The 14,204-nt window shown below is 73.0% G+C and carries 9 protein-coding genes; 4 read left to right on the forward strand and 5 right to left on the reverse strand.

Translation table 11 applies throughout. The features are described 5' to 3' along the window. Positions 1–128 precede the first annotated feature (128 nt). Entirely contained in the window at positions 129–1,130 is a 1,002-nt protein-coding gene (locus tag BM290_RS39300) for an NAD(P)H-dependent glycerol-3-phosphate dehydrogenase (protein WP_093621051.1), read from the forward strand. Between the two features lie 108 nt (positions 1,131–1,238). Here BM290_RS39300 and BM290_RS39305 read toward each other — a convergent pair whose 3' ends face one another. Beyond that, positions 1,239–3,062, reverse strand: coding sequence for a S8 family serine peptidase (locus BM290_RS39305; RefSeq protein WP_093621052.1), 1,824 nt, complete (start codon positions 3,060–3,062; stop codon positions 1,239–1,241). A gap of 226 nt (positions 3,063–3,288) precedes the next feature. Here BM290_RS39305 and BM290_RS39310 point away from each other — a divergent pair, with 226 nt between their 5' ends. Then, entirely contained in the window at positions 3,289–5,430 is a 2,142-nt protein-coding gene (locus tag BM290_RS39310; RefSeq protein ID WP_093621053.1) for an NACHT domain-containing protein, read from the forward strand. A gap of 167 nt (positions 5,431–5,597) precedes the next feature. After that, positions 5,598–6,233 carry a hypothetical protein gene (locus tag BM290_RS39315; protein ID WP_143134093.1) on the forward strand — a complete coding sequence of 212 codons (636 nt, stop codon included), beginning with the start codon at positions 5,598–5,600 and terminating at the stop codon, positions 6,231–6,233. A gap of 269 nt (positions 6,234–6,502) precedes the next feature. On the opposite strand, the gene BM290_RS39320 is transcribed toward BM290_RS39315, so the two are convergent. Genes BM290_RS39320 through BM290_RS39335 form a run of 4 tightly spaced genes read right to left on the reverse strand, consistent with a single transcriptional unit; the run spans position 6,503 to position 12,437 of the window. Then, positions 6,503–10,516, reverse strand: coding sequence for a PAS domain S-box protein (locus BM290_RS39320; protein WP_093621055.1), 4,014 nt, complete (start codon positions 10,514–10,516; stop codon positions 6,503–6,505). A 41-nt stretch (positions 10,517–10,557) separates the two neighbouring features. Continuing rightward, complete coding sequence (locus BM290_RS39325; RefSeq protein WP_093621056.1) at positions 10,558–11,556, reverse strand: MmpS family transport accessory protein; 999 nt, start codon at positions 11,554–11,556, stop codon at positions 10,558–10,560. Positions 11,557–11,604: 48 nt separating this feature from the next. Then, positions 11,605–12,201 (reverse strand): YdeI/OmpD-associated family protein, encoded by a 597-nt coding sequence (locus BM290_RS39330; protein WP_093621057.1) that lies wholly within the window; start codon positions 12,199–12,201, stop codon positions 11,605–11,607. A gap of 23 nt (positions 12,202–12,224) precedes the next feature. Next, the gene (locus BM290_RS39335; protein ID WP_093621058.1) at positions 12,225–12,437 is read right to left on the reverse strand and encodes a hypothetical protein; all 213 of its coding nucleotides are present in this window, start codon (positions 12,435–12,437) and stop codon (positions 12,225–12,227) included. A 167-nt stretch (positions 12,438–12,604) separates the two neighbouring features. Between BM290_RS39335 and BM290_RS39340 the strand changes: the two genes are divergently transcribed. Then, positions 12,605–14,128, forward strand: a complete 1,524-nt coding sequence (locus BM290_RS39340) for an FG-GAP repeat domain-containing protein (protein ID WP_239143867.1) — start codon at positions 12,605–12,607, stop codon at positions 14,126–14,128. Positions 14,129–14,204 lie beyond the last annotated feature (76 nt).

The following is a 14,204-nucleotide window of genomic DNA, read 5'->3' on the forward strand; positions in this document are numbered from 1 at the left end:
GGATGCCGAAGGCGGTGTGACAGACCGCGACACGACGGCGTAACTCATCGACGACGGCTGGGAAACAGGACTGCCGCCGTATCCTCTAGCCTGCCGGGTGCCGGCGCGTGCCTAGGGAAGGGCGAAACATGCGGATCACCGTGCTCGGCGCCGGGTCGTGGGGCACCACGGTCGCCTCGGTTCTCACCCGCCGCGATCACGAGTCGCTGATCTGGGCCCGTAACCCGGCGACCGCCGAGGAGATCAACGCCAAGCACACCAACGAGCGCTACCTCGCCGGGTTCCCGCTGCCGGCCCGGCTGCGCGCCACCGCCGACCTGGCCGAGGCCGCGGCACACGCCGAGCTGCTCGTCGTCGGCGTGCCCACCGGCGCTTTCCGGGACACCCTGCAGGAGGTACGGCCGGACCTGCACCCGTGGATCCCGGTCGTCAGCCTGAGCAAGGGCCTGGAACGCGACTCGCTGCTGCGCATGACCGAAGTGATCAAGGACGTGCTGCCCGGACACCCCGCGGCCGCGCTCACCGGGCCCAACCTGGCCAAGGAGATCATGGCCGGGATGGCGGCGGCGACCGTGATCGCGACCGAGGACCGTACTGTCGCGACCGCGATCCAGCAGGTCTTCCGGCGGGGGCTGCTGCGTGTCTACACCAACCATGACGTGATCGGCTGCGAGGTCGGCGGCGCGCTGAAGAACGTCGTCGCGATCGCCACCGGCATCGCCCAGGGCCTCGGTGTCGGCGACAACACCCGGGCCGGGGTGATCTCGCGCGGGCTCGCCGAGCTGACCACGCTGGCCGTCGCGATGGGCGGCGAGCCGAGCACGCTGGCCGGGCTGGCCGGCATGGGCGACCTGGTGGCGACGTGCATCAGCCCGCACAGCCGCAACCGGCACGTCGGCGAGCAACTCGGCCGGGGCCGGACCCTGGAGGAGATCCTCGCCGAGATGGGGCAGGTGGCCGAAGGGGTGAAGACCGTGCACGCGGCGGTGCGCCTGGCCGACCGGCACGGTCTGGCGATGCCGATCACGCGGACGATCCACCGGGTCGTCACGGGGGACATCACGGCGATCCGGGCGTACGACGGGCTGTTGCGCTCGCATCCGGCCGGGCACGAGTCGGAGCCCGGCTGAACGCGGGAACGGCCGGACCCCGTGGGGATCCGGCCGTTCCTTCTGCCGTCAGGTGCGGCCTTCGACGGTCAGGTGTGTCCTTCGACGGTCAGGCGCGGTCTTCTGCCGTCAGGCGCGGCCGAAGACCTGCGTCCAGTACGGGGTGCCGTCGGACTTGGTGGCCAGGCCGACGCCGATGGCGACGCTCTCGCAGTTGAGGATGTTGGCGCGGTGGCCGGGGCTGTTCATCCAGCCGGTCACGACCTCCTGCGGGGAGCGGTAGCCGTAGGCGATGTTCTCGCCGGAGGGCGCGGTGTAGCCGGCCCGGTTGGCGCGGGTGACGAAGTTGCTGCCGTCGGAGCCGGTGTGGTCGAAGAAGTTGCGGGCGACCATGTCGGCGCTGTGGGCGCGGGCGGCGGCGGTGAGGCGGTCGTCGGTGCGGGCCGCGGGGCATCCGTTGCTGGTGCGCTGCGCGTTGGTGAGGGTGACGACCTCGGCCTCGTAGGCGGCCGCGCCGGTCGGGGCGCTGGTGGTCGGCGCGGCGGTGATCGGGCTGGTCGTCGGGCGGGTGGCCGGCGCGCTGGTGGTGGGACGGGTCGCCGGGGCGCTGGTGGTGGGGCGCGTGGCCGGCGCGCTGGTGGTCGGACGGGTCGCGGGCGCGCTGGTGGTGGGACGGGTCGCGGGCGCGCTGGTGGTCGGGCGGGTCGCGGGCGCGCTCGTGGTGGGGCGCGTGGTCGGGGTGGTGACCGGGGTCAGCGATGCGAGGGCGGCGGCCGGGTCGATACGGCCGTTGCCGAAGTCGTTGTCGAAGCCGGCCGCGCCGAGGTCGACGGCGGTCTTCTCCAGCGTCGTCTCGATCTGGTCGGCGGTCAGCGCCGGGTTGGCGCTCTTGAGCAGCGCGGCGGCCGCGGCGACGTGCGGTGACGCCATCGAGGTGCCGCTCATCTGCTTGTATCCGGGGCCGCGCCGGGCCGGGTAGGTGCTGAGGATGTCGGTGCCGGGGGCGGCGACGTCGACGTAGTTGCCGGCGTTCGAGTAGGTGCCGATCCGGTCGTTCGCGTCGGTGCCGGCGACGCCGATGACGCCGGGGTCGGCCGCCGGGTAGGAGACCGGGCTGCCGGACTGGCGGCTGTTGCCGACCGCGGCGACGACCGTGACGCCCTTGCTGCGGGCGTAGCTGACGGCGTTGCTGACCGCGGCGACCTTGGTGGTCGAGCCGAGGGACATGTTGATGATCTGGGCGCCGTGGTCGGCGGCCCAGATGATGCCCTCGGCGATGTCGGACATGTTGCCGCCGCCGTTGGCGCCGAGCACCTTGACCGGCAGGATCCGGGCGTCCGGGGCGAGGCCGGCGACGCCGACGCCGTTGCCGGTGACGGCGGCGATCGTGCCGGCGACGTGGGTGCCGTGGCCGTGGTCGTCGGTGACCGGGCCGGTCCGGTCGGTGATCGCGTCGTAGCCGTCGAGCACGTGGCCGGCCAGGTCCGGGTGGGTGGCGTCGACGCCGGTGTCGACGACGGCGACGGTGACGCCGGCGCCGGTCGACCGCTTCCAGGCCTGGTCGGCCTTGAGCTTGGTGAGGTCCCACTGCTGGGCGCGGCTCGGGTCGGTGCCGGTGGGCACGCCGTAGGCGTAGGCCTGGGCGTCGACCTCGACGCTCACCGCGTCGTCGGTGCTCTGGCCGTCCTCGACGAGGCGGACCGCGGACTGCCGGTCGGTGGCCTCCTTGACCGAGACGACCGGGCGGCCGTCCTTTCCGACGGTGGTGGTGACGACCCGGGCGGGCCGGTCGGCGGAGACGGTGGCCGGGAGCAGTTGCTCCGGGGCGGCGGTCAGGCCGTACGTGACGGGTTCCCAGCCGGCCGACCCGGTCGGCAGCGCCATCGCGCCGATCGCGGCGAACGCACCGACGGTGGCGGCGGCAACAACGTACTTACGGAACTGAACCTTCAAGACGACGTCCTTCCCCCGAATGACTGACGGGAACCAGATTGCGGGGCGGACGTTGTGACTTGAGATATCGGCCGGGTGCACCCCGGTAGCGGATCCGCTAATCGGCGGCCGGGCCGTTGTCCGTGCACGTGCGGGGCTTGCGGGACGCGTACCCCGCTGGTTGTGAATGTTTTTCTCATCGATGACCCCGATGATGGAGATCAATTGAAGGCGGCATCATGTGGCAATGCGAAAATTCGGGGGTCGCCGATTCCTGCCCGCTGTCGCCGGTGGGACGACAATTCTGATCTTCGCCGCTTTCGCATGGACGTATTTCACCGATCATTCGCAGGACCCTTGGCAGGCGGCGGATCAGAGGGCCAGTGTGGGCGCTCTGGTGCTGACCGGGATCGGGCTGCTGGTCACCGTGTTCACCGTGCGGCAGAGCCGGCGGCCGGCCGCGTCGGAGCACCGGCGTCTGCTCGACGACGCCGCCGCGGAGCTGGCCGAGCTGGTGTCGCGGCAGTGGAGTCACGAGGCCCGGGTCCGTGGTCTGGCGCAGCCGGCGCCGCTGCGGGTGCGGTGGGCGTCGACCGGCCGGGAGGTCGCCGCCTCGGCCGCCGACGTGCTCGGTCCGGGATGGACGGCGGGCCGGCCCACCCGGCTGAAGCTGCACGGTGATGTCACGCAGGTGGCCGCGACGCTGCGCCGGCTGCCGGCCCGGCGGCTGGTGGTGATCGGCGCGCCCGGCTCGGGCAAGACGTCGCTGGCGGTTCTGCTGGTCCGGGAGCTGCTGGCGGTGCGCGAGCCGGGGGAGCCGGTGCCGGTGCTGCTGAGCCTGTCGATGTGGCGCCCGGAGGAGCAGGGTCTCGACGAGTGGCTGGTCGAGCAGATCGGCGGGGCGTATCCGTTGCTCGGCTCGGAGGAGCACTTCGGCGCGGACGCGGTGCGTCGGCTGCTCGGCTCCGGCCGGATCATCCCGGTGCTCGACGGGCTCGACGAGGTGGCCCGTGACCAGGTTTCGCTCGCCGTCACCCGGCTCAACAACTACCTGTCCGAGGACCGGCCGATGGTGGTGACCTGCCGTGCGGCCGAGTATCAGGAGCTGATCGGCCAGGTGGGGGCGGTGCTGGCGCGGGCCGCGGTCGTCGAGCTGGAGCCGGTGTCGCACGCCGAGGCGGCCGCCTACCTGCCGGCCGGCCAGGGCGAGCGGGGCCGGCGGCGGTGGGATCCGGTCACCCGGCATCTGGCGGAGTTCCCGGACAGCGCGGTGGCCCGGGCGTTCTCGACGCCGCTGATGGTGCATCTGGCGCGGGTGGTCTACCGGGAGCCCGACACGTCGCCGTCGGACCTTCTCGCCTTCACCGACCGGGAGGCCCTGGAGGCGCATCTGCTGCGGGGGTACGTTCCGGCCCTCTACGCCGAGCACCGGACCGAGGGCGCGGCCGGGCAGCGGCGGTATCCGCAGGTGAAGGCGGAGCGGTGGCTCGCGTTCCTGGCCGCGCATCTGAACCGGACGCGGGCCCGGGAGCTGACCTGGTGGCAGCTGGTGGAGGCGGTGCCGTTCGGGCTCGGCCGGCAGGCGCTCGCCGGTGTGCTGCTGGTCGGTGTCCTCGTCCAGGTGCTCATCCTGCGTGACAACACCGAGGGCTGGGCCCTGCCGATGACCCTGGGGCTGTCGCTGGTCCTGGGGCCGCTGATCGGCGCCCTGATGGGCCTGGCCGACGGAAAGCCGTCGCGGATCCGGCTGCGGCCCCGGATGTTCCTCAACGGGTTCGCCGTCGGCAGCGGGTTCGCGCTCTGTGCCACGCCGCTGATTCTCGGGGTGCTGCTGCTCTACACCCCGACGATCGGCGGCCTGATCGGAGCGGTGGGCGCGGTGGCCGCGCTGTGCCTGGTCGGGGGTCTGCTGACGGGCATCATCGCGTTTCTGGTCGACGGCATCGGCACGCCCGCCGACGTGAACCGGCCGGCCGGCTCGCGGACGTCGTTGCGGCAGGACCGCACGGTCTTCCTGACGACGATGGCCGCGTCGATCGCCGTGATCGAGCTGCTGGTGGGGCAGGCGGCGTTCACCGGGGCGGTGCGGTGGACGCTGCTGACCCAGGTGTCGGTCGTCCTGGGCACGGTCATCGCCTTCACCAGCGGGGCGGGGTCGGCGTGGCTGCGTTTCGGCTACGCGCGGGCGTGGCTGGCGGTGCGGGGGCTGGCGCCGTGGCGGGTTCTCGACTTCCTCGACGACGCCCACGACCGTGGCATCCTGCGCCGGGTGGGTCCGGCCTACCAGTTCCGGCACGCCCGGCTGCAGGCGTGCCTGGCGTCGCGTCCGGCCGTCGCGGAGCCGGTCGCGGTGACGGTCACGGCGGAGCAGCCGCTCGCCGCCGGCTGACGGTGGGTCACCGGACGCGGTGGGCGCGGTGGGCCCGGGCGGCGAGTTCGACGCGGTTGCGGGCGGATGTGCCGGATCGTCGTCAGCCCGGCTCGTACGATGCCCTGGTCGTCGGCGATGACCCGCGCCCGCTCCACGCTGCGGGCGGGCTTCCGAGGAGGAGACGCATGTTCTTTGACGGGCGGCCCCGGCCGGGCTGGGAGCGGGTGCCGGCGCAGGAGGCCGGCGAGCGCTGGGACCTGCTCGAGATCAGCCAGGACAGCGTCGAGCTGGAGGACCTGTACGGCGAGGAGCCCGAGTGGTTCTTCGTCCACGACGGTGACGTCACCGTCGACGGCCCGCTGGTCGTGCACGACAACGACGGCGACGACATCAGCACGCTGTACGTGATCGACGGGGACCTGACGGTGCACGGCCCGGCGACGTTCCAGAACTGGGACAGCAACACGGCGCTGTACGTCACCGGCGCGGTCACCGTGCGGGATCTGACCTGCGTGTCGCACGGGCAGCTGTTCGTCGGCGGCGCGCTGACCGTCGAGGGTCAGCTGTTCACCGGCCTCGCCGACGCCGGACATCTGGTCGTGCACGGGCCGGTGTCGGCGCGGGTGTGGATCGAGGCGGCGGGGCGGGGCGCGATCTACTTCCCCGGCGTCCCGGAGGCGCGGCTGATCGGGCTTCCCGGCAACCCGTACTTCGGTGACACCGCCACCGTCGAGCCGCTCGACGAGGCGGTCCTCCCGGACCTGGCCGACCGCGGCAGGCTGATGCGGGCGGCGCTCGATCATCGGCCGCTCCTGCGCTGACCCCGTGTCGGTGCTCTCGCGCTCGACCTCGCGTCAGTGGCACAGCAGGAGCAGCTTCCACTCGACCTCGCACGCGACGATCAGCGTGATCAGGACGGCCAGCAGGCCGCGGGCGAGGATCAGCGCGGCGCCGCGGCCCTTCCCAGGTGACCGGCAGCAACTGCTCCACGATGACCGGGCTGCAACCGGCCGGCGCGCTCACCCTCGAAGAAGAAGATCGTCGGCTCCCCGTGTCGCGGTGCCGGAGCCGCCGATGAAAGCACACTCCATCAACCCGCCGGCGGGAGGGGAAGGGCCAGCACGAAGATCGACCCCCGCTCCGGGGCGGGCTCGTAGTGGACGTCGCCGCCGTTGGCGCGTGCCAGTTCCCGGACGATGTGCAGGCCCAGGCCGGTGCCCTTGACCGTGCCGGCGGTCTCCTGGGCGCGGGTGAACCTGTCGAACAGGTGCGGCCGCAGATCGGGCGGAACCCCGGGCCCGGCGTCGTGGACGGCGATGCGGACCGTGGCGGCGTCGCCGGTGACGGTCATCGCGGTCGCGCCTCCACCGTACTTGCGGGCGTTGGAGAGCAGATTGGTGAGGATCTGCGCCAGATGGCCGGGCTGGACGGACGCGACGGTCCCGTCCGGGCAGTCGATCGTGACCCCGCCCGTGCCGGTGTTCTCCACCGCGGCGTCGAGATGGTCGCGGACCGTCACCGCCTCCGGGGTCGCGGTGATCTGCCCGGCGTCCAGGGTGACCAGGGTGAGGACCTCCCGGACGATGCCGTCGATGAGGTGCGCGTTGCGGGAGATCGCGTTCAGCATGGTCTGCTGCCGGCCGGCGGAGAGTTCGCCCCATTCCTCGGTGAAGATCTCCGTGTAGCCGAGGATCGAGGTCAGCGGGTTGCCGATCTCGTGGCCGAGCATGCCCATCAGGTCCTGCTTGAGCCGGTTGGCCTCCTGGAGCTGACGGTTGTGGCCGGCGAGTTCGGCGATGGCCCGGTCCCGGGCGGCCTCGGCGGCCCGGCGGTCGCTGATGTCCTGGAAGAGACAGACGAACCGTTCCGGATGACCGGTCCCGTCGCGGATCACCGAGACGGTCACGTCGACGTCGAGCCGTTCGCCGTCGGCCCGGATCAGCCGGCACACCTGATGGTAGGAGTCGGCCTGGCCGGTGAAGAGGGTGGCCAGCGCTCGGGCCCGGGCGGGTAGCGCCTCCGGGCTGATGTGCCGGCCGATCGTGTCGCCGATCAGCTGGTCCGGGCGGTAGCCGAGCATCGCCGCGAACGCCGGGTTGACCTCCTGGACCCGGTCGTCGGCGCCGCGGATGACCTGGCCGATCGCGGAGTGCGCGAACTGTGAGCGGAACAGCTGCTCACTGTCGCGCAGCGCCTGTTCGGCGTGGCGGCGGGCGGTGACGTCGGTGTTGATCGACAGGATCCCGACCGGGTTGCCGTCCGGGTCGCGCTGCAGGGACTTGCGGGACAGCACTGTCACCCGCCGCCCGTCGGCCCGGCGGTGCTCCAGCTCACCGGCCCACGTGCCGTGCTCGTGCAGGGCCCGGTCGATCCGGGCCCGGTTGAGGTCGGCGGTCCACACGGTGCCGAGCAGACGGTCCAGGTCGTGGCCGGCGGCGACCTCCGGCGCCCAGCCGTAGATGTGTTCCGCCGCCGGGTTCCAGTAGACGACCCGGCCGTCGAGGTCCCGTACGATCACCGCGTCCTGGGTCAGGTCGAGCAGGTCGGCGCGCTCCTGCAGCTGCCGCAGCAGCCGTGACCGCTGCTCGGTGTCGTCGGCGTGCCGCAGCGCGCCGCTGAGCGCGTCGGCCAGCAGCGTCAGCTGTTCGGTGTCCGCGTCGTCGAACGCGTGGGCGCGGGGACTGGACACCCCGAGCGTGCCGAACACCCGGCCGTCGGCGAACAGCGGCGCCACGACCATCGACCGGACCGCCGCGGCCAGGCTGTTGTCCCGGTCGACGCGTTCGTCGGTGGCGATGTCGTCGCAGCGCAACGTGGTTCCGGTGGTGACGACCCGGCCGGCCAGCGAGCCGCTGATCTGCACCCGCACGTCGCTGTGGGCGGTCAGGGTCCCGGCCGCGGCCCCGGCATACAGCTCGGTGCCGTCGACCAGGCCGACCAGTGCCCCCTCGGCGGCGGGCAGGGCCTCGACCGCGCGGTCGGCGACCAGCTGCAGCGTCGCCTGACGGTCGGCCGCGGCCGCGGCGACCTCCCGCTGGACGGAGATCATCGTACGCAGCCGCTGGGTCTCCCGGGCGGCGTGCTCCTCGGCCTCCTTACGGGCGGTGATGTCCTCCACCTGGACCAGCCGCTGGGGCCGGCCGTCGGCGCCGGTGACGCCGGTGATCGTCACCCGCGCCCACACCACCGTGCCGTCCGGCCGCAGGAACCGCTTCTCCAGCTCGCCGACGCCGTCGCGCAGCATCCGGGCCACCGCGTGCGCCGACGACTCCCGGTCGTCGGGGTGGGTGACCTCCCGGTAGTCACGTCCCACCAGGTCGCCGGTGCCGAGCAGCTGGGCGAACGCCGGGTTGAGCCGGACGAACCGGCCGTCGGAGTCGGCGATGACCATCCCCAGCGGGCTGGCCTCGAACGCCATCCGGGACTGCTCCTCGCTACGCCGCAGCGCCTCCTGGACCGCACGGGCCTCGGTGACGTCACGGGCGGTCGCCACCACCAGCCCCTGCCCGGGCGCCGCCGCGCCGTGCCACTGCAGCCAGCGGTACGTGCCCGACGCGGTCCGGTAGCGGCTCACCACGGTCACGGCCTGCTCCGTCTGCCGACCGGACGCCGCGGCCCTGAGGAAACCCCGTACCTCCGCCTGATCGTGTGGATGGACCATCGCCGTGACGTCGGCGCCCAGCAGGTCACCCTCCGTCCAGCCGAGCACCGTGCCCCAGGCGGCGTTGACCCGCAGCGCGACCCCGTCGGGGGTGGCCAGCAGGTGCGGGTCCGGTGCGGCGGCGAAGGTGACGTCCAGCAGCTCCCGGCTGCGCCGCTCGGCGTCGACCTCGACGATCTGCGACAGGAAGTGCTGCGGTGCGCCGGTGTCGTCGCGGACCAGCGCGACCGACAGCAGGCACCACACGGTCGTGCCGTCCTTGCGCAGGTAGCGTTTGTGCATCCGATAGTCCGAGATCTCCCCGGCGAGCAGCTGCTCGACCAGCCCCAGGTCCTGGTCGAGGTCGTCGGGGTGCGTGATCGTCTGGAAGTCGATCGCCAGCAGCTCGTCGGCGGTGTGACCGGTGATCACGCTCATCGCCGGATTGACCCGCAACCACGCGCCGTCCAGCCCGACCAGCGCCATGCCGATCGGCGACGACTCGAACAGCGACCGGAACCGGGCCTCGCTGTCGGAGATCTCCTGCTCGCGGGCCTTGCGGTCGCTGATGTCGTGCAGGAACGCGTGGAAGAACGTGCCGTCGTCACCCACCTGCGCCTGCAGGACCATCTCCACCGGGAACTCCCGGCCGGCGCGGTCCAGCGCGGTCATGTCGAGTCGTTGCCCGGCCAGGCGGGAACGGCCCTCGGCCCGTACCCGGCGCAGCCCGGCCTCGTGCCGCTCCCGGAACCGCTCCGGGATCATCAGCTCCGACATCGGCCGGCCCAGCGCCTCGCACTCGCTCCATCCGAACAGCTGCTCGGCGGCGACGTTCCAGCTGTGCACCAGGCCGTTCTCGTCGGCGGTCACGAACGCGTCAGCGGCCGCGTTGAGGATCGCCTGCCGTCGCCGGGACTCGCTCATCAGCTCGGCCTGCGACAGCCGCATCGCGATCTCGGCCTCCGCCGCGGCGGCCAGGTCCTCCACCACCGCCAGCTCGGACGGCGACCAGACCCGCGGCCGGTTGTCGATCACACAGAACGAGCCGAGGGTGTGGCCCTGCGGACTGCGCAGCGGGAATCCGGCGTAGGCGACCACACCGATGTCGTCGATGGCGAGGTTGTCGCTGACCCGGTCGTCGCCGCGGGCGTCGGTGACGATCAGCGGCGCGTCGGCCATGACCACATGCCGGCAGAACGAATGCGACAGCGGGGTCTCGGCGCGGCTCGCCCACGGCTCCGGCAGGCCCACGGCGCAGGGGAACACCTGCCGGTCGTCGGTCACCAGCGACACCAACGCCACCGGGGCGTTCACCAGCCGGCCGGCCAGGCGGGTCAGCCGCTCCAGCACGGCGCTGGACGGCTGCTCCAGCAGGCCGGTGGCGCGCAGCGCCCGCAACCGCGCGGGCTCCTGCAACTCCCGCGCGGCGATCAGCGGCGCCGGGCCGGACGACGGACTCACCATGCCCGCACCATCGGATGGGCGGCACCGTTGCTGAGGCCGGGTCAGGCGCTGCCGCTGCAGAGCGGCGCACCGTACCTGCCCTCGGCCGTCGTGGTGGCCAGCACCTTGCCGGCGACCGTGATCGTGCAGGTCACCGGGCCGGCGTCGCCGCCGCCCTTGCGCTGGGCGTCGAGGACCAGGGGATGCCGCTGCGAGCCGGCGGGGAACGTGGTGCGCCACGGCAGCGGCACCCCGTTGCGGCGGATGATGTCGCCGTCCTGGTCGGTGTAGGCGATGCTGCCGATGTTGCCGGAGCCGCTGGCGGTCACCTCGTAGACGACCAGCGGGCCGCCGGCGTCCGCCGGGGCCGCGGCGGGGGAGCGGTCCGCCGGGGTTGCGGCCGCGGTCGAGGCCCGGTCGGCGGGGGCCGGGGACGACGAGGCGGGGGTACGATCGGACGGCGACGCCGCGACGGACGGTGTCGTGGCCGCCGGCGGGGTGACGCCGCGTGCGCCGTCGTCGCCGTCGTGGTCGCCGAACAGGTCGACGGCCAGGATCGCGGCGAGGAACACCGCGCACCCGGCGAGAACCGCGACGAGCAGCCGTCGGGGCCGGCGCCGGCGACGGCGCTCAAGGGTGGCGAAGACCGGGCCGCCCTTGAGCGGACTGCCGTGAGCCGGACCGCCGGGGACCCAACCACCGTGGACCGGGCCGCCGGACACCGGACTGCCGGACACCGGACTGCCCTGGACCGGGCCGCCGTGAACTGGACCGCTGTAGGACGGTGCCGCGGGGTCGACCAGGGTCGCGTCCGGGCCGGCCGTCGTGGTCGCCGGGTCCGGGAAGGACTGGGTGGCCGGGTCCGGGACCGACTGGGTCGCCGGGTTCGGGAAGGACTGGAGGGTGGCCGGGTCCGCGATGGCCGAGGTGGGCGCCTCGGTCAGCCACGGGTCGGCGGGAGGGGTCAGGCGTACCGGATCGGGGTCTGGGGTTGTCGCCTTTGCCGGGCCGGAGGCCGCGGCGTCGTGCCGGGTGGAACCGTCGTCATCGAGACTGGTCACGCTGCCGAGGTTACGGTGGCCGCACAATGCCTCCCGCCGGCGGCCCGGTCACGCCGGCCGGGCCTTCTGCGGGTAGAACGTCTCCTGGCGGGCCAGCATCGCCACGAACTCGACGATCTTGCGCTCTCGGGTCTCGGCGCGTTTGACCGCGTTGAGCCGGTAGATCAGCGCGAACCGGTTCGCCTTGGTGAGCACGTCGAACATCGACTGGGCGGCCGGGTCGGCGGCGATCGCGGCAAGCAGGTCGGCCGGCGCCTCCGCCTCCGACGGCGGGGCGTAGGCGGCCGCCCACCGCCCGTCCGCCTTGGCCGCCTCCACCGCGGCACGGCCCGCGGGCTGCATCAGCCCCGCCGCCTCCAGCCGGGCGACGTGCCCGACGTTGCGCTGCGACCAGGAGCTGCGGGCGCGGCGCGGGGTGAACCGGATCCACGAGGAGGCCTCGTCGCGCTTGCGGGCCTGACCGTCGATCCAGCCGAAACACAGCGCCTCGTCGACGGCCTGCTGCCAGGTCAGTGTGGTGACGTCGCCGCCCTTCTTGGTCAGGGCCAGCCACACACCCGGCGACGCGTCGTGGTTGGCCAGCAGCCACTCACGCAGCGCCGCCGCGTCCGGCACGACGAGTTCCTCGAGCTCCGCTTTACCCATAGGGGGCAGGTTAGCGCCGCGGATCACTCATCGGGATCCGCCGCGAACAGGGTGTCCTTCCGGTCGGCCACCCAGCGCTCGATGTCCACCGTGTACCACACCTTTCCCTGGCTCAGGTCGGCCGCCGGTGGCGGGAAGTCGGGGCGGCAGGTGAGCTGGTAGACCCGCTGTCGCGTGATCCCGCCCAGCAGCATCCGGATCTCGTGGGTGCCCATCAGGTGCCGGCAATCAGTCATGCACCAGACTATAGGCCATGGACAAGTGGTCATGGGACCCCTGTGCACGAATTCGCCCGTCCGGGGCGGCAACCGGACACCGGACCCGGGAGTACGCCTTTCGGGTGAAGGGTGATGTGTGGCAGATTGGTGCCGCAGAGCGGTAAGGGACGGGGGTCCGGTACGAGATGACGGCGGAACAGACACGCTCCACCACCCGGCGGTTGCTGTCGGCGATGACACTCGCCGCGGCGGCATGGTTCGCGCCGTTGCCGGCGTTTGCCGGGGTCGCGGTGGCGGCGCCGGCCGGCGCGCAGGCCCCGTGCCTGCCGGGCGTGACCACCGCGGCCGACCGGGTGGTCGCCGACGAGCTGCGGCCCGCGATGACCGGCCCTCGCCTCGGCCCGGCGCTGTCGGCCCGCCACGTCTCCTGCGCCCGCGTGATCATCGACGCGGTCAAGGCGCGCGGGCTGACCCCGCGGGCCGCGGTCATCGCCGTGACCACCGCGATCGCCGAGAGCACCCTCAACAACCACATGGTCGCCCTCGACCACGACAGCCTCGGCCTGTTCCAGCAGCGGCCCTCGCAGGGCTGGGGCCGGCCCGACCAGGTCGTCGACCCGGTGTATGCGACGAATGCGTTCCTCACCTCGATGCTGCGCAAATACCCCGGCGACAGTTGGATGAGCGGTGACATCGGGGCGATCTGCCAGGCCGTGCAGCGGTCGGCGTTCCCCGCGGCGTACGGGCGGGAGGCCCACGACGCCGAGCTGATCGTGGAGCGGCTGTGGGCCCGGCCGGTGCCGCCGTCCGCGCCGGCGCCGGGCACGTCGGCCACCGCGGCGGCGTCCGCGCCGGCCGGCCCGTTCCAGAAGGCGCTCGCCGTCGCCGGGACCCAGCTGGGCCCGCTCGACGGGCGTCACGAGCTGGCCCTCGCCGACTGGAACGGTGACGGCCGCCCCGACCTGTTCGTGGTCAAGGGCACCGCCACCGCCACCGGCAAGACCGAGGTCCGGATCATGGACGGGGCGACGTCGTTCTCGGCGCTGCTGCTCGACCGGGCCACCGCGCTCGGCGCGACCGACGACCGGCACGACTACACGGTCACCGACTGGGATGGTGACAAGCGGCCCGACCTCGTCGTGGTGCAGCGTTCCGGCACCGCCAGCGGGCGGACCGAGGTGACCGTCCTCGACGGGGCCTCGGCCTTCCGCCGGCAGCTGCTGCACACCGTGACCGGGCTCGCCGCCACCGACCAGCGGTTCCGGTTCGCCGTCACCGACTGGAACGGCGACGCCCGGCCCGACCTGGTGGCCGTCCAGACGTCCGGCGCCGCCGACGGCAAGATGCAGGTCCAGACCCTCGACGGCGCCTCGGACCTGCAGCGTGCGCTCACCCCGCCGACCGCCCTGCCGGAGCCGGCGAGCACCGAGCACCGGGTGCTCGTCGCCGACGTCGACAACGACCGGCACCCCGATGTCGTGGTGGTGCACGCGTCCGGCACCGCCGACGGCAAGACCCACGTCCGGGCGTATGACGGGGCGGAGAAACTTCAGCCGCTGCTGCTCGACGCCGACACCGCGCCCGGCGCCAGCGCGCACCTCGACATGCTGGTCACCGACTGGAACGGGGACAAGCGTGCCGACCTGATGATGGTGCAGAAGACAGGAGCCGCCAGCGGCCGTACCGAGATGGTCGTCCTCGGCGGCTGACAAGTAAGGCGAGCAGCGCCCGGCCGGGGGCGGCTTTCCGGCCGGGGACAGCACCCGGGTCCAGCGGCGCCCCGGC

Origin of the sequence: Actinoplanes philippinensis (assembly GCF_900113015.1) — a bacterium.
GTDB classification, from domain to species: domain Bacteria; phylum Actinomycetota; class Actinomycetes; order Mycobacteriales; family Micromonosporaceae; genus Actinoplanes; species Actinoplanes philippinensis.